Here is a 22,177-nt window from a genome sequence, read left to right as displayed (position 1 = left end):
CATCGCATATGGCGATCCTGCGTCATTCTCAACGAAGGATCGCACCCATGAAGAAATACGCATCGCTGGCGGCTGGTCTGCTGCTGCTGGTCATCGGCTCGGCGGCCCAGGCCGAAGACGCAAAGCCCTTCGTCACCAACAAGGACATCGACCTGACGATGATCCTGCCGCCGCCGCCGGCAAACGATTCGGCGCAGACCAAGGCCGAACTCGGCGAGGTGCTGACGCTGCAGGTGACGCGCACGCCCGAGATGGTAGCCAGCGCCGTTGCCGATGCCGAGGAGAATGTCTGGCGCTTCGCCAATGTGATGGGGCCGAATTTCACCAAGGAGAAGCTGCCGAAGTTCAGCGCCTTCTTCGATCGCGTCGTCGAGACCGAAGGCGCCGTCGTCGATCCGGCCAAGGATGTCTGGAAGCGCCCGCGTCCGCACCAGCTCAGCGATCTCGTCAAGCCGGTGGTCAAGCTGTCGAGCTCCGGCTCCTGGCCGTCCGGTCACGCCACCGTCGGCACCATGATGGGCATCATCCTGGCCGACATGGTTCCGGAGAAGCGCGCCGAGATCATGGCGCGCGCGGCCGAATACGCGCACAACCGCGAGGTTGGCGGCATCCACTATGCGTCCGACGTCGAGATGGGCAAGATTTCCGGCAGCGTCATTGCTGCTATCCTGCTCAACCGGGACGACTTCAAGGCCGAATACGAAGTGGCCAAGGCCGAGCTTCGCTCCGGCCTCGGCATGTAAGTCCTAAAGCGCGTCGCGTCGAAGCGGATTCACGCGACGCTTTAGGTGCTCTCTGCGCGCGCCAGCCGGGGACGTCGGTTTGTCTTCGTTCTCGCGCAGAGGGCTCCTTAGGGACTGAAGCCGAGCCGGCAACAGTTCACTGCGTCGACACCTGCACCGATATTGGAAAGGCAAAGTACAGGTTGCAGGCAAGAAGCTCGATACCTCGTTTTCCCCTGTGAGCGAGAGGCTCAGGCGCTTCAACGGCGACAGTTGCGCTGCCTTTGCCCTTCCTCTGCAGTGCGATGAAAGCATCATAGACTGCACGACGTTCGCGGACGGATGCCTGCTTCGGATTTTCAGGGTAATAAACGGGGATCGTCAAAATCAGATAGTCCATCCGACAGCGCGGCGCCGAAATCGCGATTGCCTTCCTGCGCAGAGCAATCTCGAACGCGCCGGACCGTTCGTCGAATCCAGTCATCCATTGTCGACGCGTATGCAATTGTCCAAGCGCGTCGCCGACCACGAAATCTGCCGGGCGTAGCACGATTGTCCAACTGGCCCGCTCGGCAGCGGAGACGGCTGCCGGCGCCCAGCTCAGGAGCGAGGTTGCCATGATGACGGTCGGTATTTTTCGCAGAAGATGGGTCATGTAGCGACCATGGTTCGACCGGAAGGGGCGCTTCAGGCGCCCCTTTTTATCCCTATGCGAGCGTTCGGCAACCAGTCCTTTGGCATAGCGGCGCTCAAACAGATGCGGATCGAGACCGGACGGGCTATGAAGCTGATGGGCTGCAATTCGATCGGACAAGTGCCGCGTGCCAATCTCCGGCGCAGCCAGCCGAACGGAAGGAGCGGATCATGGCGAACGGAATGGCTACGGACCAGGACGCGATAAGGGTCGTCATCGACCGGCAGTTTGCCAGCCTGAGCTGGGATGAGAGTATCGCCCCAGGGTGGGATGGGTTTGCTGGCGATTTCCTGGACGGCGCAAGCCTCTATCCGGCAGCCCGCCCGGCGAGACGCATCGGTGTTGTCGATTTCGTCGAGCGGATGCGCGGCCTGTCACGCACGTCGCTGCGGTCGCTCCAGGAGACCGTGCTTGGCACCGATATCAGCGTCTTCGGCAACATCGCCATCGCGGCTGTCGCGGCGGAGATGATCGAGAACAGTGCCGAGACCAGCCGGTCGATGGAAATGCTGCTGCTGGTGAAGAGCGAGGGGCAGTGGAAGATCGTCGGGCAGGCGTGGGACAAGGCGACTGACAGCAATCCTTTGCCGGATGCGCTTGTCTCGGGCGTCACATCGCGCTAGCCGTTGTCGGTCGCGTCGGGTTTGGTCCCTGCGCCGTTCGCACTTGCCAGCTGGATCATCCGGAGCCACTTCATGAAACCTTCGCTCGAAGACACGCTGCTGGCCGCGATCCGCACCATTCCGGACTATCCCAAGCCCGGCATCTTGTTTCGCGACATCACCACGCTGCTCGGCAATGCGCGCGCTTTCCGCCGTGCCATCGACGAGCTGGTGCATCCCTATGCCGGGCAGAAGGTCGACAAGATCGCCGGCATCGAGGCGCGCGGCTTCATCCTCGGCGGCGCCGTCGCGCACCAGCTTTCGGCCGGCTTCGTGCCGATCCGCAAGAAGGGCAAGCTGCCCTATGAGACGGTGCGCGTCGCCTACAGCCTGGAATACGGGCTGGATGAGATGGAGATGCACAAGGATGGTGTTGCCCCTGGTGAGAAGGTGATCCTCGTCGACGACCTGATCGCCACCGGCGGCACGGCGGAAGCGGCGGTCAAGCTGCTGCGCCAGATCGGCGCCGATATTTTGGCCGCCTGCTTCGTCATCGACCTGCCGGATCTCGGCGGGCGGGCCAAGCTGGAGGCGCTTGGCGTGCCGGTCAGGACGCTGATCGGGTTTGAGGGGCATTGAGGCAGCAGGGTGAGGGGTAAGTACGACCGTCGAGTTTAAGACACCACCGCTGGCGCCGCCCCTCATCCGCCCTTCGGGCACCTTCTCCCCGTGGAACGGGGAGAACGAAGAGGTTGCTACTCCGTCTTCACCAGCACGGCGCTTTCGAACTCCAGCACCTTGTCGCCGGTCGAATCGAAAGCTTCGGCGCGCAGCGACAGCATTCGCCAGCCGGGGCGCGAGACGATGGGGCGGTGGGACAGCGCGGTGCGGCTGAAGGTTACGGTCTCGCCGGCGAAGACCGGCTTCAGCCACTTCAGGTTCTTGAAGCCGGGCGAGGGGCCGAATTCCGGGACCGGACCGGGGCCGTTCCAGCTGGCGCCCTCGGCATCCATGCGGTTTTCGAGGTTGAGCTTCATCCAGGTGGCGGCGGTGTGCCAGCCGGAGGCGCAGAGCCCACCGAGCACGCTCTTCTTCGCGGCCTCCTCGTCGATATGGAAGATCTGCGGGTCGTATTTGCGCGCGAACGACTTGATCGCCTCGGGTTCGAATGTGTGCGAGCCCAGCGTCATCGTGGTGCCGATACGGAAGAATTCATCCAGGGTCATGCGGCGTTCCCCGCGGCATCACGCGTCAGGAACATGACGGAATTCTCAAGCTCGAAGACGCTTTCGCCACGCTGGTTGACCAGCTCGCTGCGCATGGTGACGAAGCCGAGTTGCGGCTTCGATTTCGACGGGCGCTTGGCCAGGACAACCAGGTTGCCCCTGAGCGTATCGCCGGCCAGGACCGGTTTCTTCCACTTGACCTGATCGACGCCGGGCGCGCCCTGGCAGGTGGAGTCCAAAAGGAAGGCGTCGCACAGCATGCGCATGAACATGGCACAGGTGTGCCAGCCCGAAGCCGACAGGCCGCCGAGGATGCTGGCCTTGCCGGCCTCTTCGTCGAGATGCATCGGCTGGGCATCGAATTCGCTGGCGAATTCGACGATCTCGGCCGCGCTTACCTCTTTCGTGCCAAGGTCGAACGAGGCGCCCTCGACGAAATCCTCATAGGCCCATGTCTTTGCGGTCATGTCGGCAATCCGGTTAAATCCCCAGAGATCGGGCAACCCGGATGCAGGCCGGCAGCGTTTTGGTCAAGTCCTTTCTGGTGAGCCAGGCTGAGGCAGCAGGCGGGGCGGCAGCGCTCAGAGCCAGCCGCGGCGGCGGAAATACCAGAAGGGCAGGATCGCCGACAGGATCATCAGGCCGATGGCGAAGGGATAGCCGAGCTGCCATTTCAGCTCGGGAATAATGTCGAAATTCATGCCGTAGATCGAGGCGACCAGCGTCGGCGGCAGGAAGATGACGGCGGCGACCGAGAAGATCTTGATGATGGCGTTCTGCTCGATCGAGATCATGCCGAGCGTTGCGTCGAGCAGGAAGGAGATCTTCTGCGACAGGAAGGTGGCGTGGTCGGCAAGCGACAGCACGTCGCGCGACAAGGTCTTGATGCGGGCTCGGACATCCTTGCTCATCTTGGTCTGGGTCGCGACATGGGCGAGGAAGCCGGCGAGGCGCTGCAACGAGATCAGGCTGTCGCGCACGGAAGAGGCGATGTCCTCCTTGCGGCCGATGGCTTTCAGCAGTTCCTGGAAGTCGCGGTTGCGCTTCGACACTTTGGTCGAGCGTGCCTCGAATATGTCGCGCGATATCGTCTCGATGTCGCGGCCGGCGCGCTCAAGGATGTCGGCGAGACGGTCGACGATCGCTTCCAGGAGGCCGATGAGGATGGTGTCGCCGCTGGTGCAGCCGGTCGCCACCTTCTCGGCGCGCAGCGGGAAGGTCTTGAAGGCCTTGGGTTCATGATAGCGAATGGTGATCAGCCTGTTGCCGGCAAGCGCGAAGGTGACCGGCGACATCAGGGGGTCATCGACCTCGGTCTGGGCGGGTAGGGTGGCGGTCATGAAGTAGGCGCCGTCCTCGATATAGAGGCGGCTGGAAATCTCGATCTCCTCCATCTCCTCGCGGGTCGGGATGGCGACGCCGAGCCAGCTTTCGATGGTGGCCTCTTCCTCCTTGGTCGGATTGATGAGGTCGGCCCAGACGACCCGATCGCCATCCGCCAGCAGGTCGTCGACGACACGCAGGCGATCATTGTCCACGACAAATGCCTTGATCATCGCCAGATCTCCCCTGCGAAGGTGCGTTCGGATTGCGCGTCGTGTCGGATTGCACGGTTCTGCGGCGCTTGCGCCGATCATGCACCTGCCGCTTAGACCTGTGACGTGACAAAATCAAGACAAGTGACGGCCCGACGGATGGCTCCCAGTTCCTCAGAAAAACTCGTCGAGAGGCTGGTATCGGTGCTGCAGTAAGACGTGGTCTATCCCGTCCGAGCTCGGCGTGATACAGCCAACTCAAAGTCTCGTTGTGAACAAATTCCTAGGGTATATTTTATAGTGACGTTTACAATGTCTATGCCACTCTTCCTTCAACACGGAAGGTGAAGTGATGGCCGAAACATCAATCGAATGGACAGATGCGACCTGGAACCCGGTCGCCGGCTGCACAATTCTCACTGCCGGCTGCACAAATTGTTACGCAATGAGGATGGCCGCGCGGCTGGAAGCCATGGGAGTCGACAAGTATGCGGGGGTGACACGCAAAAGCGGTGGCAAAGCGAAATGGACGGGCAAGATCAAGCTCGACCACGCATCGCTTTCTGTTCCGCAAGAATGGAGGAAGCCCAAGCGTGTCTTCGTGAACTCAATGTCTGATCTCTTCCATTCGGAAGTGCCAACCGCCTTCATCGCTGAGATATGGCAGGTCATGGCTGCTACGCCTCGCCACACGTATCAAATTCTGACAAAGCGGCCGGATAGGATGTCGGAGGTACTTTCCTCCCCCGAGTTCAATGTGCTTCCGAACGTCTGGCTCGGAACCAGTGTCGAAGATAGTCGGGTGCTGTACAGGCTGGATGAACTCCGTGCGGTTCCTGCGGCCGTGAGATTCGTTTCATTCGAACCCCTAATCGGCTCTGTCGCCGGCGCCAATCTTAAAAGCATTCACTGGGCAATCGTCGGAGGCGAAAGCGGACCACAGGCTAGGCCGCTAGATACGCGATGGGTGGACGAGATTTTCGACCAGTGCACCGATACAGACACAGCGTTCTTCTTCAAACAATGGGGCGGCAAGAACAAGAAGGTAACAGGTCGCACCTATCGCGATCGGCTTTGGGACAATCTTCCCGATTTGAGAATATGAGAGGCCATCTTTGTCGCTAGTGCGACTGCGGCCGGGCTAGTGTTTGACACAGCGAAAAAGAGTGAAGCCAGTGGTGCGCCGCCTTTGTGATGAAGGCGAACTGGGTCCAAGACAGCCCCTTTGAATACTGTTCGCAGGCGCTCCTTCACGTATGATTCAATAGCGTTCACATCCGCTCTGCGTACTGCTTGCCCGTTCGTTTCGAACAGGTCTTGGCGAGTACTTTCGTGACTGTACCAACGCTCGCGCCAATCGGTGGCTCCTAGAACGCGATCCAGGCTTGCCTGCTTGCTCGGGTCGAGCTTTGCTGGGTCATGAGGAGCATTTCGGTAGAGACCTGATAACGGAAAGAAATACCAACAGTCCAAGGCCTCTGTTGCTGCAATGGCCTTTACCGTGTCCCAGGAAACCTCCATGCCATAGGGATCGAGGAAGACAACGCCACGAATTCCACGACCGACTGTCTCCGGCCCACGCCAATTTGTGCGCTTGCAAAGGCGTTGGACAAGATCGTTAGCATCTCCGTTCCGAGCAATTATCTTGCGATTGGGATACTCAGAGATCAACTCGTTGAGCTGCGCGAAACGGGAGCTATCCTGTTCGATCAGCACGATAGAATGCATCGGTGGGTCGACTTCGATTGCAATCCTAGCCGACCCCTGTGTCGTTACCTCTTCGGGTTCTGCCATTTCTGAACCGAAGAGGGGAAGACCAGGGCGGACTTCTGTACGGGTCCCAGAGCCGGCAAATGCGTCGATGTAAACGCAAGCGAATTCCTGATCGCGCAAAGCGATAGCAAAGGCTCGAAGATATTCCTGTAAGCAACGGAGCTTCTTAGGGGTGTCTGGGCCCCCAAAAACGTGCGTTACCATCGTCGTCACCCTCCACCCCGGTACATCGATACGCAGAATGAGTGGAGTGTCTAGGAGGAACGATGCCATGGCGATGTATTTATCGCGCAATTGAGGCTGAGTGATTTTCGTCTACCCAGATATCGATCGCCGTAGCAGTACGCTTTACAGTATCGAGGTCACCATTAGGCAATCTCGCCATAGGCGGGGTGCTTCAAGATATCATGTATTGAACTTGAACAGCAGGACGTCGCCGTCCTGGACGACATATTCCTTGCCTTCGTCGCGCGCCTTGCCGGCTTCCTTGGCCGCCACTTCGCCGCCCAGCGTGATGTAGTCGTTATAGGCGATGGTCTGGGCGCGGATGAAGCCGCGCTCGAAATCGGTGTGGATGACGCCGGCGGCCTGCGGGGCCTTGTCGCCCTTGTGGATGGTCCAGGCGCGCGTTTCCTTCGGGCCGGCGGTGAAATAGGTGATGAGATGCAACAGGTCGTAGCCGGCGCGGATGACCTTGTTCAGGCCAGGCTCATCAAGCCCAAGCGAGGACAGGAATTCCATCTCTTCTTCGTCACTGAGCTGGGCGACTTCGGCCTCGATCGCAGCCGAGATCACCACGGTGCCGGCGCCTTGCGCGCTGGCCATCTTTTCCACGGCCCTGGTGTGCCCGTTGCCGGTGGCGGCGTCGGCCTCGGCGACGTTGCAGACATAGAGCACGGGGTGCGAGGTCAGGAGGTTCAGCCCCTGCAGGATGCGCAAATCCTCGGCCGAGATGCCCTTGAGCAGGATGCGGGTCGGCTTGCCGGCCTGCAGCAGCTCGAGTGCGGCCTCCATCATCGGCAGCACGGTCGTCGCTTCCTTGTCCTTGCTGCCGGCGCGCTTGCGGATCTGCACGATGCGGCGCTCCAGGCTGTCGAGGTCGGCGAGCATCAGCTCGGTCTCGACCGTCTCGGCATCGGCGACGGGGTCGATGCGGCCCTCGACATGGGTGATGTCGTCATCCTCGAAGCAGCGCAGCACGTGCACGATGGCGTCGACCTCGCGGATGTTGGCGAGGAACTGGTTGCCGAGCCCTTCGCCCTTCGAGGCGCCGCGCACCAGGCCGGCAATGTCGACGAAGGAGATGCGGGTCGGGATGATCTCCTTCGACTTGGCGATCGCAGCGATCTTCTGCAGGCGCGGATCGGGAACCGCCACCTCGCCGGTGTTCGGTTCGATGGTGCAGAACGGATAGTTGGCGGCCTGCGCCGCCGCCGTCCTGGTCAACGCATTGAAGAGCGTCGACTTGCCGACGTTGGGCAAGCCAACGATGCCGCATTTGAAACCCATTGTGTCCAGTCCTATCGGGAAAAGCGAAATTTGATGAGGGCTATGGGCGATAGGGGTGATCAACGTCAAGCCCCCAGCGGGAATGGGCGGCCTGGCCGAGGCGAACCTATGGCAGGCGTTCAGCCTGCCAGGTCTCGCAGTCTGGCGAGCCGGCGGGGCTCCTGGCTGGCAAAGGCGGGATCGTCCCCGAGAACGGCGAGGGCGCGCCGAGCGCTCGAGCGCGCGCGGTTCATGTCGCCCAGTCCGGCATGGCACTCGGCCAGCTCCTCGTGAATGTATGGCGCCTGATCGCCGTCGACTTCCGCCGCCCTGGCCACCTCTTCGGCAAGCCGTCGGGCCTCTTCGAGGCGGCCGAGCGCGCGCAGCGTCCTGACGACCGCATAGCGGGCGATGCGCATCTCCCGGTCCTGGCCGCGCGACTGCCGCACCTCCACCGCCTGCTCGAAGAGAGGCAATGCATCCTCGAACCGACCGGCGTCGAAATAGGACCAGCCGAGATTGTTGAGCAGGGGTCCGCGCCATGGCTCTGCCTGCGGATGTTCGCCGACATAGGCAAGGCCAATCGCGGTCCATTCGACGGCGTCGGCGAGTGTTCCGACGATGGCGATCATGTGGGCGGCATCGGCCGCCAGAATATGCGCGCGTGCCTCTCGTGCCAGCCGCCATGCCTCCTCAAACAGCGGCCGCGCCAGATCCCGCTGTCCCGCGGAATTGTACAGCCGGCCGCGCTCAATGGTGCATGTCGCCCGCCCGGTGGGGTCCTCGCCGGCAAGAACCGTGGCCCGGTCGATCAGCCGATGGGCCGCACCGAAATCGCCGGCCAGGCCCAGTTGCCTGGCCTCCCCAGTCAGATTCGAAACATCATCCGCCATGCCGGTCTCACTGCTACCGATCTTGCCAGTACGCGCCAGTGCTAGCGTGGGACGTCACCTGCCGGCAAGGCGGGCCGGCGCCGGCCGCCGATCACGCGTTCGTCAATACGGCGTGATGCTGGCGCGAGCTAATCTGGCGATGTCGCGTGACGACAGCTTCACCAGAGAGGGAGTTCTGAAATGACCGAATTCAAGCTTTCCCGTCGTGACAGTCTGCGCAACATTGCCATGCTCGGCATGGCCGGGGCGGCCGTTGCCACCAGCGCAACGGTTCTTGCAACCAGCGCCGAAGCAGCCCAACCGCACATGAACAAGGCGCTGAATGATCTCCAGGCCGCGCTCAACCAGCTTCAGGCGGCCTTGCCGGACAAGGGCGGTCATCGCGTCAAGGCGATCGCGCTGGTGAAGGATGCCATCGATGAGACGACCAAGGGCATGGCCGTCGGCGCAATGTAGTTCTGCACGGTCGGCGCTGCCCGTATGGTGAGGCGGCGCCGGTCGCTTCAGTCTTTTCCGAACAGTTTTTTCAGCATCGCCGCCATCGGGCCGGTCTCAGGCAGTTTGGCGGGCGCCTGCTGCGGGCGCGCCTGGCGGATGTGGCTCTGCTGTTTTGGGGCTTGCTTCTGCGCCGGTTTTTCCGGCTCGGGCGCGGCCTTGCCCTGGACGGCGAGTGCGGCCTTGTTCATGAAGCCGGATTCGTCGCCTTTGACGATCATGGCGGCGTTGTCGGCGATCGCATCGAGCAAGGGATCGAGCCATTCGCGGTCGGCCTTGGCGAAGTCGCCGAGCACATGGTGCTGGACCATTTCCTTGACGCCGGGATGGCCGACGCCGATGCGCACGCGGCGATAAGCGTTGCCGACATGGCCGTCGATCGAGCGGATGCCGTTATGGCCGCCGGCGCCGCCGCCGGTCTTGATGCGCAGCTTGCCTTCGGCAAGATCGATCTCGTCATAGAAGACGGTGAGCGCGGAAAGTTCGAGCTTGTAGAAGCGCAGCGCTTCGCCGACCGACTGGCCGGACAGGTTCATGAAGGTCTGCGGCTTGATCAGGACGATCTTCTCGCCGCCGAGCGTGCCTTCTGAAATCAGGCCCTGGAATTTCTTCGACCAGGGCGAAAAGGAATGGCGGCGGGCGATAGCGTCCGCCGCCATGAAGCCGACATTGTGCCGGTTATCAGCGTATTTCGCGCCCGGATTGCCGAGGCCTGCAAAGACAAGCATCGTCTGCTCCGGGCGGGAAAGAGTTACTTCTCTTCGGCGGCAGGAGCCGCTTCGGGTGCAGCCACTTCGACCGTCTCTTCAGCCTCCGGCTTCATCGCCGACGAACCGGCAATGGTCGCGATGGTGAAGTCGCGATCGGAGATGACCGGCTTGACGCCGGCCGGCAGCTTGACCGCCGAGATGTGGATCGAATCGCCGATGTTGGTGCCGGTGAGATCGATGGTGATGAATTCCGGGATCGCATTGGCCGGGCAGTGGAACTCGACTTCGTGACGCACGATGTTGAGCACGCCGCCGCGCTTGATGCCGGGCGACTTGTCCTCATTGATGAAGTGGACAGGCACGTCGACATTGACTTCGGTGTCCTTGCCGATGCGCAGGAAGTCGACATGGACAGGGAAATCCTTGACCGGGTCGAGCTGGAAGTCCTTCGGCAGGACCTGGATCTTCTTGCCGTCGACATCGATCGTGGCGATCGTGGTCAGGAACCCGCCGCCATGGATCTTGTAGTAGATGTCCTTGTAGGTGAGAGCGATTGCCAGGGGAGGCTGCTTGTCACCGTAGATTACTGCAGGCACTTTACCGTTGCGGCGAACTGCACGGGCGGACCCCTTACCGACCTGTTCGCGCGCTTCGGCCTTGAGCTCGTAAGTATCGTGGCTCATGGCTTTTCCTTTCGCGTGTTATGGAGCGTTTGCGGCAGGCAATGTGCCCAAGCCGTAAACGTCGAAAGCCGCCAGACCTGGATGTCCGAATGAGGGCACCCGCTTTGAGACGGAGCTTTGTTCGGGATCACAAGGGAAGGCAGCCTTCCGCCGCGTTGCCTCCAAGGGTGTCTACGCGGGTGGCGGCTCTATAGCGGAAGGCGGCCGGAGGTGCAAGCCGGAGGCTGGAGGCGCCTGCGGGCACCTCGTGCGGTTCAGCATTCCCGGCTGGCCGGTCGGCTTGGGGTTGCAACATTTCAAACGAGCCGGCCCCCGAAGCGGTTGAACTTCATACCGCCCCGGGACCAACCTCGCTAGCTGAGCTGCCCAGCGGCTTCCGAGATGAGCTGGGTGATCTCACGCGGGTGAGAGATCAGCGACAAATGACTTGCCTTCACCTCGATGGTCTTGGCGTTCATGCGTTTGGCCATGAAGCGCTCGAGATCCGGGTTGATGGTGCGGTCCTCGGTCGAGACGGCATACCAGCTCGGCTTTGAGCGCCAGGCCGCCTGGGTTGTCTTTCTGGAGAAAAGCTGATCCGAGATCGGCCCCTGGACGGCATAGAGGATGCGCGCCTTCTCGCGAGGAATACCACCGGCGAAATCCCGCAGGAAAGCCTCCTCGCTGAGCTTGCCATAGCCCGCGGACCAGACAAGGCCCGCCGAGGCGGGCGGCGGCGCGAAGGTCTTGGCGAGCGCCGTGTAGTCTTCGCCGGCATCGGGCGCGCGCGCCGCGACATAGACGAGCGAGGACACTTTTGGATCCGCCCCTGCCTCGCTGACGATCATGCCGGCAAAGGAGTGTCCGACAAGTATCGTCGGTCCATCCTGGAGAGCGATCGCACGGCGCGTTGCCTCGACGCCCGCCTCCAGCGTGGTCAGCGGGTGCTGGACGACGGTTGCATTGAAGCCGGCCTGCTGCAACAGGCCAACCACCTCCGACCAGCACGAGCCATCGGCATAAGCGCCATGGACGAGGACGACGTTGCGAACCCTGGGGCGAACCTCGGGGCGAAGCTTGGGGCTCGTCTGGGCTTGCGCCTTGGCGGAGCCGGCCAGCATGCTCGTCGCCACCCCGGCGACGAGCGCGGTGGAAAAAGTACGCCTATTCAACATGATCGTGGATTCCTTGAGAGGTTGGCAGATCGCGCCCGGATTTCGGCCGGGACGCGCCGCAAGTGCTTTACCCGGCGCCTATGTCCAGTCTTCGCAAGCTACCGAGCGTCCGTTACAGCCGTCACCGCTTCGTGATCGCAGGCCTTCGGCTTTGCCGCCGGAGCGAGGCTAAGCCGGACGGACTGCGGGTGCCTTCCGCACCTGGCCCTCAGTTTCCAGCCAGCGTGGAAAGCCCGCTCAGCAGCTTTGTCCGGTCCTTGCCGATCATCAGCACGCCGCTGTCGGGAGCCGGGAGCGCCGACAACGGCAGCATGGCGGCGCTTATCGAAGAGGTCTCGGGGCCGAACTGCCCCGGCACGATCTCCGGCGCCACGATGCCGATGGCACTGGCCTGGTTGAACTCGGTCAGCACCCTTGCCAAGAGTTCGAGATGGATCGGCCGTATGGCTGCCGTGAGGCCAGCAGGATTGCCGAGCCTGTGGCTAGCCTTTGTGGCGTGACAGGGTGATTGCCAAATCGGGACCTATCCTGGGAGTGATCTGCACGCGCCAATCCGGGATGTCGCCCCGGGATCCAGAGCGTCGCCTGCGAGCCTTGCCTGCGAGCCATGTCGCGTCGACGATCTCGCAGCCATTGGCGAGCAGGCGGTTCGTCAGCATCTGCTCGTTGAGAATGGCCCTGGCCTTGTTCTCGAAGAATGGCAGCGCTTCGCGTGTCAGGTCGAACCTCGAATGCCATGCGACGCCTTGCCCGGTCCCATCCCCCGTAAGCCATCGCAGCAAAAGCCGCTTGTAGACCTCCGAGACCGGCGCGTCGTCCCTGAAAGGCGCCCGGGGATTGCCGCTGAAGATCGGCGAATCGCTGCTGACGCTGACCAGGGATCCCAGTGCCTTGAGGTGCTTCGGGGGCATCAGGATGAACGAGCTGCGGAGCCATGCTTGCGATTGAATGCCGAGCAGCGAGACGGGCTCGTTGTAGAAATCGATATGGCCGAGCGCTGCTTGCAGGCTCTGCAAAAATCCGACAACGCGGCTGTCGATCAGCTTGAGATGATCCGGCGTGAATTCCCGGAATGCCGAAGTGGCAAGGTGGACGAGATCGTACTCGTGCAGCCGCTCGCCGATATGATCGATGCCACTGTCCCAAGCGGAGAATTCCCAATCGGAATTCGAGCCCCCGATCAGCTCGACGTCGCGGCCGAGCTCGCTGATGTGACCAACTGGAAGGGCATTGTCGACCACCAGCATATGGTGCTTCACGTCGGGCATTTGCCGCGCGAACATCGCCCTCAAGTCCTCCCAAGCGGCCGGATATTTGGCCGTTCCGTGACGGGCCAGGAGCGTCAAAATCCGAAGCCGGGGAGGGCTCATGGCTCGACGAACGCGTTCCAGGATCAACGGCTTTTTCCCCTCAGGCGTGAACCGATCCTTTTGAGGGTTGTCTGGAACCGCGATGGCGGATTGGGCGATGGGATCGTGGCGTGCACGTCCGGCAGGTGCCGGCCTGGCCTGAATGCGTCGTAGGTTGCCTCCAATTCCGCACGGACGGCGGCGAATGCGGCACGCCCTTCAGGACCATCCTGGGCTTCCCAGAGTTTCGCCCGATCCGCGATGTCGTAGGTCGCTTCCAGCTCCGCGCAGACGGCGGCGAAGGCGGCGTTCCCGTCAAGGCCATCCTGGGCCTCCCAGAGCTTAACCCGATCCACGATGTCGTATACGGCCCGCAACAATGCGGTGGCGACAACGTAGTCGGATCGCGACCGCGATTGAGCCAGCCAGAAGGCGATCCGCTCCTGCCCGAAAGTCTCCAGCGGCGTGCTCTGGTCGAAGAACGAAACCCGGTCACGCTCGGCAGTATAGCGGTTGGTCTTCTCTATCCATTGATGGGCGTCCCGGTGCGACAGATTGTGTATGCACACGCCTCCATCATGCGGAACGTCGTAGACATCTCCTTTTATCCGTCCGACCTCCTCGTGGAGCGTGGAAACGAATTCAGCGGCACCGCGGCGGAAGGCGCGCACATTGTAGGAGGGCCAGTAGTAAGCGCCTTCGTCGTGGCGCCCCATGATGTATTCGCGTTTTGGCAGCCGGAACACGCCGGCCGGATGCGAGCCTGCGTTCTCCCTTATCCAGTGGATGCCTTCGACGCTTAGACATTCGTCGTGATCGAGGTAGAGAATGAAATCATGCGAGCACGCGTCATGGGCAATGAAACGCGTCTCGGTGGGCAGAGGCGACCAGGGGACCGTGATCACCTTGTCCGCGTAGTCGCCTGCCACGTTAAGTGTTCCATCGGTGGATGACTTGTCGACGACAATGAGTTCGTCGACAAAACGGAGCGATCGCAGGCACGTCTTCAGAACCTCGCCACTGTTATAGGTGATGACGAAACCACTTATCCGCGGCTTGTTGGCAGCCATTTACGCCCCCGATTTCCGACGCCATTCAGCTCAACTCATAAGGGGTGAGCCCCCCGCCCACAACAATGCCGCCGGGACGTTCGCCTTTCCTGGTTGGCTGGGCATCAGGCGATCGGAATCCGCCGATGGCATCGGCAGCCCGCGCCATGTATTACCTTGCCGCTGTTCATCTCTTGTCTGGCCGGTTACGGCAAAGCGTTGATGCCATGAGATACATGTCGGTGGGAACCTATCCGATCTCGCGCCCGGTCCAAGGCGGCCAGCTGAGAGCCAATGCCATTCACAGGGTCCTGCGGGGACAGGGATGGGAGACGCGCCACGTCGCGGTTGCCCCTTATGGCGGATTTGCCAGAGATGCGGAGTCCGGCGATCTGCATGTCGAGATGTCGGGAAAATTTCATAAGAAAATGATGCAAAACAAGTGGCGCCCTGACGTCTCGGCGTCCAATTTCATTGCCGACAGCAAAGCGCATCGCCGGGAGATCACAAGGGCTCTCGACGACTTCAGGCCGGATGTCATTGCCCTGGAGCAATGTTGGCTTTGGCCTGTTATCCGAGACTACATCGAAACCGCTGGCGCTCACGGTGGCTTTTCAATCGTGTACTCCTCGCAAAACGTAGAACAGGATTTGCTGGCCCAGGAGGCCATCCTGTCGGGAAAGGACGCGGACGAATGGAACGTCCGGCGGGCGGCAGAAATCGAGCTCGATCTGCTTGCGCAAGCCGATCTGGTGGTCGCTGTCAGCGAGCAGGATGCAGCCTGTTTCAGCAAGCGCAATTCAAGCGTGGTGGTGGCGCCAAATGGCATCTGGCAACGCGACAAGCCGACTGGCCTTGATCGTTGGGCATCTCGGTTTTCGGGCCTGCGCACCGCGCTTTTCGTAGGCTCGGCCCACCCTCCCAATGCAAGCGGCTTTCTGGCAATGACAGCTCCCGATCTCGGCTTCCTCTCGCCGACCGAGCGCATTCTGGTCGTTGGCGGCGTTGCGGATCTGATCCGGGGCGACGAGCGATTTTTGCGTTGTGCCGATCTCAACAACGCTCGAATCGAATTGCTCGGCGTCCAGGACGGCGGAACCCTGAGCGCGCTGATCGAGCTTGCCGATGTTGTGATGCTTCCGATTGCCGAAGGAGGCGGCACGAACATCAAGACCGCCGAAGCGCTGTACAATCGCAAAAGGATCGTGGCGACGCCCTTTGCGTTCCGTGGCTATGAGCGCTTCGCGCATGACCAGAATGTCGAACTGGCCGACCATCCCGAGCATTTCCAGGACCTGCTTGCGAAGGCTTTGCGCGGCAAATCCATGCAGATCGAACCGACACACGCGGGACAGTTGGAGTCGCTGCTTTGGACCGCGACGCTTAGAAACCTTCCGGAACAGTTTGCGGCTTTGCCGAGGCACCGCCGCCGCGCGCCGACGGGCTGGCGTCTGTCGCGGCCGGTCGATGGCTCCAGGCGCTTTCTCAGAGCGCTTTCCAGACGTCTGGGTCTTCGAGAGAAAAGCTAGTTTACAGCTGGCTGGATCGAAATGGCTAACGGTCGCCACCCAGCGCATCCCGCAGCGCCTGGATTTGTCGGTTCAGCGCATCAAGTTGTGCCAGCGTCATGCCGGAGCGTTCGATCAAGGTCTCGTTCAGGCAATTGCACTGGACAAGCAGCGTGCGCCCGGCGACTGTGAGGTCGACCTGCACCTGGCGCTCGTCTGTATGGCTGCGCTGGCGGGTCACAAGGCCGGCCTGTTCCATGCGCTTGACCAGCGGCGTGATCGTGCTCGATTCCAAAGCGAGCCGGTGGGCGACCCTGCCGACCGACATGCCGTCGGCCTCGGCAAGCGCGTTGAGCACGAGATATTGCGGATAGGTGATCCCCATCTCGTCCAGCATCGGCTTGTAGGTGCGGTTGATCGCCATTGAGGTGGCGTAGAGCGTGAAACAGAGCTGGTTGTCCAACGGGAGAGGCACGACGCGTTCCTTGTTTGCCGACGTAGGAAATTCGGTACCACGAAAAATGATATCGCGATACATATTTTTGTAGACAAGGGTTCAGGGCTGCGCTAGCAATATCGATATCGCGATATTGTTTACCGCGACAACAATCAAAGGAGATTGAGATGGCTTCGCAGACGAAATCCGGTTCCGGCAGCGGCACGATCACCACCAAGGACGGCACGCAGATTTTCTACAAGGACTGGGGAACCGGTCAGCCCATCGTCTTCCATCATGGCTGGCCGTTGAGCAGCGACGACTGGGATGCCCAGATGCTGTTCTTCCTGGCACAAGGCTACCGCGTCATCGCCCATGACCGGCGCGGCCATGGCCGCTCAACCCAGACGGATATCGGTAATGAGATGGACACCTATGCCGCCGATGTGGCTGAACTCGCGGCGCATCTCGACCTCAAGAATGCCATCCATGTCGGCCATTCGACCGGCGGCGGCGAGGTGGCGCGCTATGTGGCCAAATACGGCTCAGGCGGCCGCGTCGCCAAGGCGGTGCTGATTGGCGCGGTGCCGCCGATCATGCTCAAGACGGCTGCCAATCCCGGCGGCCTGCCGATCGAGGTCTTCGACGGTTTTCGCGCTGCCCAGGCAGCCAATCGCGCCCAGTTCTTCCGCGACGTTCCGGCCGGGCCGTTCTATGGCTTCAACCGTCCGGGCGCCGAGGTCTCGCAGGGCGTCATCGACAATTGGTGGCGCCAGGGCATGATGGGCGGCACCAAGGCGCATTATGATTGCATCAAGGCTTTCTCGGAAACCGACTTCACCGAGGATTTGAAGGCGATCGACGTGCCGGTGCTGGTCATGCATGGCGACGACGACCAGATCGTGCCCATCGCCGACTCCGCGCTGTTGTCGATCAAGCTGCTCAAGAAGGGCGAGCTCAAGGTCTACAAGGGTTTCCCGCACGGTATGGCGACAACCCATGCCGATGTCATCAACGCCGACCTTTTGGCCTTCTTCAAGGCATAGGTCGCATCAAGTGGAAAAGCGGCACCCGCCATTGGGGCGGGTGTCTGCTCAAGACGGTGCTCATGCCGTCGTCGATCGTGGCGGGCTGGGCCGTTCGATGTCTGGAGCCAAGTGACACTGTGTTCGCCGGAACAGCGCTTATGGTTTCGGCGCTGTCGAATATATAAGGGGTCACTTGGTTTCCGCTCAGGAGGCGTGATCCGTGCTTGCCCGCGTCGACGCCGTGAAATCTCTGCCTGAAAATGTGCTTAGCCTGTCGGCATCACGGCGGGCCTGGAACGGCGTGTCTGTCGACGTCAATGAATGGCATGGCTCGGGCAGGGTGGCCCATCGGTTTCCCGACCAGGCAGAAACCCGCCTGATTGCAGTGCTGGAAGAGGTCGGGAGCCCTTGCGAGCCTCGGCTGCGCGAGAACCAGCCTTGCTCCATCGGCTATAGACCCAGACACATGGATTTCGCTCCTGCCGGCATGGAGATGTGGGGCTACAGTGCCGACGTCCGCTTCGTCAGGGACGCCAGGCTGACGTTCGATCTCGCGACCGTCGATGAAAGCCTGACCACCCAATTCGATCGCGGTATGCTCTCGACGCCCAGGTTGCGCTTTTCGGACGATCGCATCTGGACCCTGATCAAGCTGCTCGCCGACGCGGTGGGCGACCCTGATCCGTCGGCGCAGCTCTATGGCGATGGGCTGGTCACGGCAATCACGGCGCGGCTGTTCACCGGTCCGCGCAAGCCCGCCACGGACGGCCAGGGTCTGGCGCCCTGGCAGCTTCGGCGTGTCATCGAACATCTCGACGCGCACCTGCCCGAGCGCGTCGAGCTCGCGCGGCTGGCGGCGCTGGTCGGTCTGTCGCAGTCACACTTCAGCCGGGCGTTCAAAGTCTCGACCGGAATGGCGCCGTATCGCTGGCAACTCGACGCCCGCATCCGGCGCGCGCAAGGGTTGCTCATCGACAGCCGCGCCTCGCTCGACCAGGTGGCCGAGGCCACCGGCTTTGCCGATGCGGTCCATTTTGGGCGGATTTTTCGCAAACTCACCCATGTGACACCGGCGGCGTGGCGGCGCGACCGCAAAAGGTGATCGCAACGCGACGGCAGATTCAGGCTGGAAACAGCAGGATCGAACAGTGCATTGCGCGCGGCCGGGGAACAATAGTTCTCGACCGGACAGGCGAGAAGACATCGGACCCGGCGTTTTTGCGCCGCCTCCTCCGGCATTCGTGACCCGGAAGGTGGAAGATGAACGCGGAATCGATCGACTACAACAGCCTGATGCAGGCCAACCTTGCGCGGGTATTCGGCGAACGCGACGCCGACCGGCGCCTTGCGGCGATCCGCGAACTCTACGCCGACGATGCCGTGCTCTACGAGCCGGGTGCTTCGGCATCGGGCCATGCCGCCATCAATCATGCGGTGGATGAGCTGCTGTCGAGCCTGCCGCCAGGCTTCGCCTTCACGGCGACGGGCCCTGCCATCGGCCATCACGGCGTCGGGCGGTTGCGCTGGCAGTCCGGGCCACCCAACGGCCCCGTCGCGGTGACCGGAACCGACGTCGCGCATTTCCACGGCGACCTCATCCACTCCCTTTTCGTTTTTCTCGATCCTGCCGGCGCCTGACGCGTCTGTTCACCAAAGGAGTTTCCCATGCCCAAGACCGGCCTCGAAGCCCTGCTTCGCCCCGAAGACAGCATTCTGGTGCTGATCGACCATCAGCCCTACCAGTTCACCAATCTCAACAGTCACGACCCGACGATGATCGTCAACAACGTCATCGGCCTGGCCAAGACTGCCAAGGTCTTCAACGTGCCGACGATCCTGACCACGGTGCTGGAGGAACGGGGCGGTTACATCATCAAAGGGCTTCAGGACGTCTTCCCGGAGCAGAAGCCGATCGACCGCACCTTCATCAACACCTGGGAAGACCCGAAGGTTACCGACATCGTGAAGAAGAGCGGGCGCAAGCAGCTCGTGCTGGCCGCGCTGTACACCGAGATCTGCCTCGCCATGCCGGCGATCCAGGCGCTCGCCGAAGGCTATGACGTCTTCATCGTCACCGACGCCTCGGGCGGCGTCTCGCTGGAAGCTCACGACATGGCCGTGCGCCGCATGGTTGCCGCCGGTGCGGTGCCGATCACCTGGATGGCGGTGCTGGGCGAATGGCAGCGTGACTGGGCCCGCGAAGAGACGGCCGCCGGTGTCGCCGGCGTCGTTCTCGAACATGGCGGCGCCAGCGGTGTCGCCTTCGCCTGGGAAATGCAGCTTCTCGCCACCCGTGCCAAAGCCGGCGGCTGAGGCTGATCATGCCCACCGCGCCATCGCCCATCCGTATCGGCTACTGCCTGTCGCTGACCGGCCCCGTAGCGGGCAACAGCCAGTCGGCGCGGCTCGCTCATGAGATCTGGCGCGAGGACATCAACAAAAAGGGTGGCTTGCTTGGCCGCCCCGTCGAATTCGTCTGCCACGACGATCATGCTGACTCCTCGCTCGTTCCCGGCCTCTACAGAAGACTGCTGGACGAAGACAAGGTCGATCTCGTCATCGGCGGCTACGGCACCAACACGCTTCTGCCGGCGATGCCGCTGATCATGGAACGGCAACGCTTTTTCGTCGGCCTGATGGGGCTCGGCGTCAACAATCTGCTCGCCTATCCCCGCTACTTCGCCATGATCCCGACCGGGCCGGATCCGAATGCCGCGCTGACCGAAGGTTTTTTCGCGCTCGCCGCGGAGCAGAAACCTCGGCCCGCGACCGTGGCGCTCCTATCGGCGGACGCTGAATTCTCGAAGAATCCCATTCTCGGCGCCAAGGCCAATGCCGACAAATACGGCTTCAGCATCGTTCATGAGGCCAGTTATCTGCTGACGACCACCGACTTCACGCCAATCCTAGACGCTGTCGCCAAGAGCGGCTGCGACCTACTGTTCCTCTGTTCCTACCTTCAGGATTCGATCGACCTCGTGCGTGCCATCCAAGCACATCCGTTCCGGCCAAAGATGGTCGGAGCCGGCATGATCGGGCCGCAGAACACGGCGGTGAAAACCACGCTCGGCCCGCTGCTCAATGGCTTCGTGAATTACGAATACTGGGCGCCGGTCGCCAAGATGATGTTCCCCGGCGTTCAGGACTTTCTGACTACCTATCAGGCGCGAGCCGGTGACGCCGGCATCGACCTCCTGGGGCACTATATGGCACCGCTCGCCTATGCCCAGATGCAGGTGGTTGCCCAGGCTGTCGAAGCCACTGGCGGCTTTGATGACGCCGCCCTGTCGGCTTTCGCAAGAGATGCGACGTTCAGCACGGTCATGGGGCCCATCCGGTTCGGGACGAATGGCGAGTGGGCCGAGCCCCGCGTCCTGCAGGTCCAGTTTCAAGGCATATCAGGCCATGACGCCGGCCAATTCCGGAACGGGTCGAGGCAGATGGTGGTGTCGCCACCCGACTTCGCCTCCGGAAAGCTTGTCTTTCCTTATTCAGAGGCTCTCTCCGCCGCGTGAAGGGGGCAACGCGGCGTCTCGTCTTATCGACGCCCACGCTGCCTCCGCCTCCAGCAACGACTGTCTAGTCTAGGCCTTCCTCGCTTCCTTCATGTTGGGCAGGAACACCGTCAGCAGGCCAAGCAGCGGCAAATACGAGCAGATCTGGAAGACGAAATCGATGCCCTTCATGTCGGCGACGACGCCGAGCACGGCGGCCGCAATGCCGCCCATGCCGAAGGCGAAGCCGAAGAAGATACCGGCGATCATACCGACGCGGCCGGGCACCAGTTCCTGCGCGAAGACGACGATGTTGGAGAAGGCCGACGACAAGATGAGGCCGATCAGCACCGTCAGCACCATCGTCCATTCCAAATTGGCGTAGGGCAGCGCCAGCGTGAAGGGCAGCACGCCGACGATCGAGAACCAGATCATGGCCTTCTGTCCATAGCGGTCGCCGAACGGACCGCCGAGCAATATGCCCAGCGCCGAGGCGCCGAGGAACAGGAACAGCATCACCTGGCTCATCTGCACCGACACGCCGAATTTATGGATGGAGTAGAAGGTGTAGTAGCTGGCGAGGCTGGCGATGTAGGCGTTCTTGCTCAGCACCAGCAAGGTCAGCACGATCAATGCGTTCATCACCTTGCGGCGCGGGAAGGGTGAGACGAAGCTTGCCGCCTTGCGGGTGCCTTGCGCGGCGCGCAGCCGGCTGTACCAGCCGCCGACCTGCCACAGAACGACAATGCCGATCAGCGAGCCGACGGCGAACCAGGCGATGCTGGTCTGGCCGAACGGCACGACGATGAAGGCGGCCAGCAAGGGGCCCATGGACTGGCCGAAATTGCCGCCGACCTGGAACAGCGACTGCGCCAGGCCAAACCGGCCGCCGGAAGCAAAGCGCGCGATGCGCGAGGATTCGGGATGGAAGATCGCCGAGCCGATGCCGATCAGCGAGGCGCCGATCAAAAGCAGATAGTAGTGCCCGGCATAGGCCAGCACGACCAGGCCGATCAGCGAAGAGGCCATGCCGTAAGGCAGCGAATAGGGCATCGGCCGCTTGTCGGTGACCATGCCGATCACCGGCTGTAGCAAGGACGCCGTCACCTGGAAGGTGAAGGTCAGCAGGCCGATCTGCCAGAAATCGAGGCCGTAATTCTGTTTCAGCAAGGGATAGATGGCCGACAGCAGCGACTGCATGATGTCGTTGATGCAATGGCAGAAGCTCACCGCCAGGATGACGGTGAAGGCCGTCGCTTGGGCTGAGGCGTGACTGGCGCTCGCGGGTGGCGCGACGCTGGCGGCTGTCGTATCGGTCAAGGCAGGCTCCGTAGTCTT

Annotated in this window: 26 protein-coding genes; 11 read left to right on the top strand and 15 right to left on the bottom strand. The window is 61.9% G+C overall.

The genetic code is table 11. The features are described 5' to 3' along the window. Window positions 1-47 precede the first annotated feature (47 nt). Entirely contained in the window at window positions 48-743 is a 696-nt protein-coding gene (locus CKW40_RS21735; RefSeq protein ID WP_095201906.1) for an acid phosphatase, read from the top strand. A gap of 136 nt (window positions 744-879) precedes the next feature. Here the strand turns inward: CKW40_RS21735 and CKW40_RS21730 are convergent, their stop codons facing one another. Further along, window positions 880-1,536 (bottom strand): hypothetical protein, encoded by a 657-nt coding sequence (locus CKW40_RS21730; RefSeq protein WP_095201905.1) that lies wholly within the window; start codon window positions 1,534-1,536, stop codon window positions 880-882. Window positions 1,537-1,586: 50 nt separating this feature from the next. Between CKW40_RS21730 and CKW40_RS21725 the strand changes: the two genes are divergently transcribed. Together CKW40_RS21725 and CKW40_RS21720 are read left to right on the top strand one after the other, a co-directional pair. Then, on the top strand, window positions 1,587-2,039 hold the full coding sequence (locus tag CKW40_RS21725) for a nuclear transport factor 2 family protein (protein ID WP_095201904.1): 453 nt from the start codon (window positions 1,587-1,589) through the stop codon (window positions 2,037-2,039). 72 nt (window positions 2,040-2,111) lie between these two features. After that, window positions 2,112-2,657 (top strand): adenine phosphoribosyltransferase, encoded by a 546-nt coding sequence (locus tag CKW40_RS21720; protein ID WP_095202025.1) that lies wholly within the window; start codon window positions 2,112-2,114, stop codon window positions 2,655-2,657. A 116-nt stretch (window positions 2,658-2,773) separates the two neighbouring features. Here the strand turns inward: CKW40_RS21720 and CKW40_RS21715 are convergent, their stop codons facing one another. The 3 genes from CKW40_RS21715 to corA all read right to left on the bottom strand — a co-directional run bounded on the left by CKW40_RS21715 (window position 2,774) and on the right by corA (window position 4,800). Beyond that, the gene (locus CKW40_RS21715; RefSeq protein ID WP_095201903.1) at window positions 2,774-3,244 is read right to left on the bottom strand and encodes a MaoC family dehydratase; all 471 of its coding nucleotides are present in this window, start codon (window positions 3,242-3,244) and stop codon (window positions 2,774-2,776) included. Then, window positions 3,241-3,711 carry a MaoC family dehydratase gene (locus CKW40_RS21710; protein ID WP_095201902.1) on the bottom strand — a complete coding sequence of 157 codons (471 nt, stop codon included), beginning with the start codon at window positions 3,709-3,711 and terminating at the stop codon, window positions 3,241-3,243. The genes CKW40_RS21715 and CKW40_RS21710 overlap by 4 nt, the downstream gene beginning before the upstream one ends. 114 nt (window positions 3,712-3,825) lie before the next feature. Further along, entirely contained in the window at window positions 3,826-4,800 is a 975-nt protein-coding gene (corA, locus tag CKW40_RS21705) for a magnesium/cobalt transporter CorA (RefSeq protein WP_095201901.1), read from the bottom strand. 331 nt (window positions 4,801-5,131) lie between these two features. On the opposite strand from corA, the gene CKW40_RS21700 reads away from it, so the two are divergent. Then, window positions 5,132-5,884 carry a DUF5131 family protein gene (locus CKW40_RS21700; RefSeq protein WP_095201900.1) on the top strand — a complete coding sequence of 251 codons (753 nt, stop codon included), beginning with the start codon at window positions 5,132-5,134 and terminating at the stop codon, window positions 5,882-5,884. Here CKW40_RS21700 and CKW40_RS21695 read toward each other — a convergent pair. The 3 genes from CKW40_RS21695 to CKW40_RS21685 all read right to left on the bottom strand — a co-directional run bounded on the left by CKW40_RS21695 (window position 5,839) and on the right by CKW40_RS21685 (window position 8,933). Further along, entirely contained in the window at window positions 5,839-6,756 is a 918-nt protein-coding gene (locus CKW40_RS21695; RefSeq protein ID WP_095202024.1) for a three-Cys-motif partner protein TcmP, read from the bottom strand. The genes CKW40_RS21700 and CKW40_RS21695 overlap by 46 nt on opposite strands. 201 nt (window positions 6,757-6,957) lie before the next feature. Beyond that, the gene (gene ychF / locus CKW40_RS21690) at window positions 6,958-8,061 is read right to left on the bottom strand and encodes a redox-regulated ATPase YchF (RefSeq protein ID WP_095201899.1); all 1,104 of its coding nucleotides are present in this window, start codon (window positions 8,059-8,061) and stop codon (window positions 6,958-6,960) included. Window positions 8,062-8,180: 119 nt separating this feature from the next. Next, entirely contained in the window at window positions 8,181-8,933 is a 753-nt protein-coding gene (locus CKW40_RS21685; RefSeq protein ID WP_095201898.1) for a tetratricopeptide repeat protein, read from the bottom strand. A gap of 180 nt (window positions 8,934-9,113) precedes the next feature. Between CKW40_RS21685 and CKW40_RS21680 the strand changes: the two genes are divergently transcribed. After that, window positions 9,114-9,389, top strand: coding sequence for a hypothetical protein (locus CKW40_RS21680; protein WP_095201897.1), 276 nt, complete (start codon window positions 9,114-9,116; stop codon window positions 9,387-9,389). 47 nt (window positions 9,390-9,436) lie between these two features. Here CKW40_RS21680 and pth read toward each other — a convergent pair whose 3' ends face one another. The 6 genes from pth to CKW40_RS21650 form a co-directional block, all read right to left on the bottom strand. Next, window positions 9,437-10,156: an aminoacyl-tRNA hydrolase gene (gene pth, locus CKW40_RS21675; RefSeq protein ID WP_095201896.1), complete on the bottom strand. Its 720-nt coding sequence runs from the start codon at window positions 10,154-10,156 to the stop codon at window positions 9,437-9,439. 23 nt (window positions 10,157-10,179) lie between these two features. Beyond that, entirely contained in the window at window positions 10,180-10,821 is a 642-nt protein-coding gene (locus CKW40_RS21670; RefSeq protein ID WP_095201895.1) for a 50S ribosomal protein L25/general stress protein Ctc, read from the bottom strand. A gap of 353 nt (window positions 10,822-11,174) precedes the next feature. Next, on the bottom strand, window positions 11,175-11,978 hold the full coding sequence (locus tag CKW40_RS21665; RefSeq protein ID WP_095201894.1) for an alpha/beta fold hydrolase: 804 nt from the start codon (window positions 11,976-11,978) through the stop codon (window positions 11,175-11,177). 205 nt (window positions 11,979-12,183) lie between these two features. Beyond that, window positions 12,184-12,387, bottom strand: coding sequence for a hypothetical protein (locus CKW40_RS21660; protein WP_095201893.1), 204 nt, complete (start codon window positions 12,385-12,387; stop codon window positions 12,184-12,186). Between the two features lie 70 nt (window positions 12,388-12,457). Then, on the bottom strand, window positions 12,458-13,258 hold the full coding sequence (locus CKW40_RS21655) for a hypothetical protein (RefSeq protein WP_244571241.1): 801 nt from the start codon (window positions 13,256-13,258) through the stop codon (window positions 12,458-12,460). 110 nt (window positions 13,259-13,368) lie between these two features. After that, the gene (locus tag CKW40_RS21650) at window positions 13,369-14,394 is read right to left on the bottom strand and encodes a glycosyltransferase (RefSeq protein ID WP_095201891.1); all 1,026 of its coding nucleotides are present in this window, start codon (window positions 14,392-14,394) and stop codon (window positions 13,369-13,371) included. A 410-nt stretch (window positions 14,395-14,804) separates the two neighbouring features. On the opposite strand from CKW40_RS21650, the gene CKW40_RS21645 reads away from it, so the two are divergent. After that, on the top strand, window positions 14,805-15,902 hold the full coding sequence (locus CKW40_RS21645) for a glycosyltransferase family protein (protein ID WP_244571240.1): 1,098 nt from the start codon (window positions 14,805-14,807) through the stop codon (window positions 15,900-15,902). 25 nt (window positions 15,903-15,927) lie between these two features. Here the strand turns inward: CKW40_RS21645 and CKW40_RS21640 are convergent, their stop codons facing one another. Beyond that, window positions 15,928-16,356, bottom strand: a complete 429-nt coding sequence (locus CKW40_RS21640) for a MarR family winged helix-turn-helix transcriptional regulator (RefSeq protein WP_095202023.1) — start codon at window positions 16,354-16,356, stop codon at window positions 15,928-15,930. A gap of 149 nt (window positions 16,357-16,505) precedes the next feature. Between CKW40_RS21640 and CKW40_RS21635 the strand changes: the two genes are divergently transcribed. The 5 genes from CKW40_RS21635 to CKW40_RS21615 all read left to right on the top strand — a co-directional run bounded on the left by CKW40_RS21635 (window position 16,506) and on the right by CKW40_RS21615 (window position 20,860). Further along, window positions 16,506-17,363 (top strand): alpha/beta fold hydrolase, encoded by an 858-nt coding sequence (locus CKW40_RS21635; RefSeq protein WP_095201889.1) that lies wholly within the window; start codon window positions 16,506-16,508, stop codon window positions 17,361-17,363. A 202-nt stretch (window positions 17,364-17,565) separates the two neighbouring features. Further along, window positions 17,566-18,447, top strand: a complete 882-nt coding sequence (locus tag CKW40_RS21630) for an AraC family transcriptional regulator (RefSeq protein WP_095201888.1) — start codon at window positions 17,566-17,568, stop codon at window positions 18,445-18,447. Between the two features lie 158 nt (window positions 18,448-18,605). Continuing rightward, window positions 18,606-18,983: a nuclear transport factor 2 family protein gene (locus CKW40_RS21625; RefSeq protein WP_095201887.1), complete on the top strand. Its 378-nt coding sequence runs from the start codon at window positions 18,606-18,608 to the stop codon at window positions 18,981-18,983. Between the two features lie 27 nt (window positions 18,984-19,010). Then, entirely contained in the window at window positions 19,011-19,658 is a 648-nt protein-coding gene (locus tag CKW40_RS21620; RefSeq protein WP_095201886.1) for a hydrolase, read from the top strand. An 8-nt stretch (window positions 19,659-19,666) separates the two neighbouring features. Further along, window positions 19,667-20,860: an amino acid ABC transporter substrate-binding protein gene (locus CKW40_RS21615; protein WP_095201885.1), complete on the top strand. Its 1,194-nt coding sequence runs from the start codon at window positions 19,667-19,669 to the stop codon at window positions 20,858-20,860. A 69-nt stretch (window positions 20,861-20,929) separates the two neighbouring features. Here CKW40_RS21615 and CKW40_RS21610 read toward each other — a convergent pair whose 3' ends face one another. Continuing rightward, on the bottom strand, window positions 20,930-22,159 hold the full coding sequence (locus CKW40_RS21610) for an MFS transporter (RefSeq protein ID WP_179298060.1): 1,230 nt from the start codon (window positions 22,157-22,159) through the stop codon (window positions 20,930-20,932). Between the last annotated feature and the right edge of the window lie 18 nt (window positions 22,160-22,177).

Origin of the sequence: Mesorhizobium carmichaelinearum, from assembly GCF_900199455.1 — a bacterium.
Lineage (GTDB): Bacteria > Pseudomonadota > Alphaproteobacteria > Rhizobiales > Rhizobiaceae > Mesorhizobium > Mesorhizobium carmichaelinearum.
The sequence above is the reverse complement of the archived record's forward strand: the minus strand, read 5'-3'. Positions and strand labels throughout refer to the sequence as shown.

Bases quoted from the DNA above. Each gene is read 5' to 3' on its own strand.
- CKW40_RS21735 (WP_095201906.1), top strand. From the start codon at position 48: ATGAAGAAATACGCATCGCTGGCGGCTGGTCTGCTGCTGCTGGTCATC.
- CKW40_RS21725 (WP_095201904.1), top strand. From the start codon at position 1,587: ATGGCGAACGGAATGGCTACGGACCAGGACGCGATAAGGGTCGTCATC.
- CKW40_RS21720 (WP_095202025.1), top strand. From the start codon at position 2,112: ATGAAACCTTCGCTCGAAGACACGCTGCTGGCCGCGATCCGCACCATT.
- CKW40_RS21715 (WP_095201903.1), bottom strand. From the start codon at position 3,244: ATGACCCTGGATGAATTCTTCCGTATCGGCACCACGATGACGCTGGGC.
- CKW40_RS21710 (WP_095201902.1), bottom strand. From the start codon at position 3,711: ATGACCGCAAAGACATGGGCCTATGAGGATTTCGTCGAGGGCGCCTCG.
- corA (WP_095201901.1), bottom strand. From the start codon at position 4,800: ATGATCAAGGCATTTGTCGTGGACAATGATCGCCTGCGTGTCGTCGAC.
- CKW40_RS21700 (WP_095201900.1), top strand. From the start codon at position 5,132: ATGGCCGAAACATCAATCGAATGGACAGATGCGACCTGGAACCCGGTC.
- CKW40_RS21695 (WP_095202024.1), bottom strand. From the start codon at position 6,756: ATGGTAACGCACGTTTTTGGGGGCCCAGACACCCCTAAGAAGCTCCGT.
- ychF (WP_095201899.1), bottom strand. From the start codon at position 8,061: ATGGGTTTCAAATGCGGCATCGTTGGCTTGCCCAACGTCGGCAAGTCG.
- CKW40_RS21685 (WP_095201898.1), bottom strand. From the start codon at position 8,933: ATGGCGGATGATGTTTCGAATCTGACTGGGGAGGCCAGGCAACTGGGC.
- CKW40_RS21680 (WP_095201897.1), top strand. From the start codon at position 9,114: ATGACCGAATTCAAGCTTTCCCGTCGTGACAGTCTGCGCAACATTGCC.
- pth (WP_095201896.1), bottom strand. From the start codon at position 10,156: ATGCTTGTCTTTGCAGGCCTCGGCAATCCGGGCGCGAAATACGCTGAT.
- CKW40_RS21670 (WP_095201895.1), bottom strand. From the start codon at position 10,821: ATGAGCCACGATACTTACGAGCTCAAGGCCGAAGCGCGCGAACAGGTC.
- CKW40_RS21655 (WP_244571241.1), bottom strand. From the start codon at position 13,258: ATGTTCGCGCGGCAAATGCCCGACGTGAAGCACCATATGCTGGTGGTC.
- CKW40_RS21650 (WP_095201891.1), bottom strand. From the start codon at position 14,394: ATGGCTGCCAACAAGCCGCGGATAAGTGGTTTCGTCATCACCTATAAC.
- CKW40_RS21645 (WP_244571240.1), top strand. From the start codon at position 14,805: ATGCAAAACAAGTGGCGCCCTGACGTCTCGGCGTCCAATTTCATTGCC.
- CKW40_RS21635 (WP_095201889.1), top strand. From the start codon at position 16,506: ATGGCTTCGCAGACGAAATCCGGTTCCGGCAGCGGCACGATCACCACC.
- CKW40_RS21625 (WP_095201887.1), top strand. From the start codon at position 18,606: ATGAACGCGGAATCGATCGACTACAACAGCCTGATGCAGGCCAACCTT.
- CKW40_RS21620 (WP_095201886.1), top strand. From the start codon at position 19,011: ATGCCCAAGACCGGCCTCGAAGCCCTGCTTCGCCCCGAAGACAGCATT.
- CKW40_RS21615 (WP_095201885.1), top strand. From the start codon at position 19,667: ATGCCCACCGCGCCATCGCCCATCCGTATCGGCTACTGCCTGTCGCTG.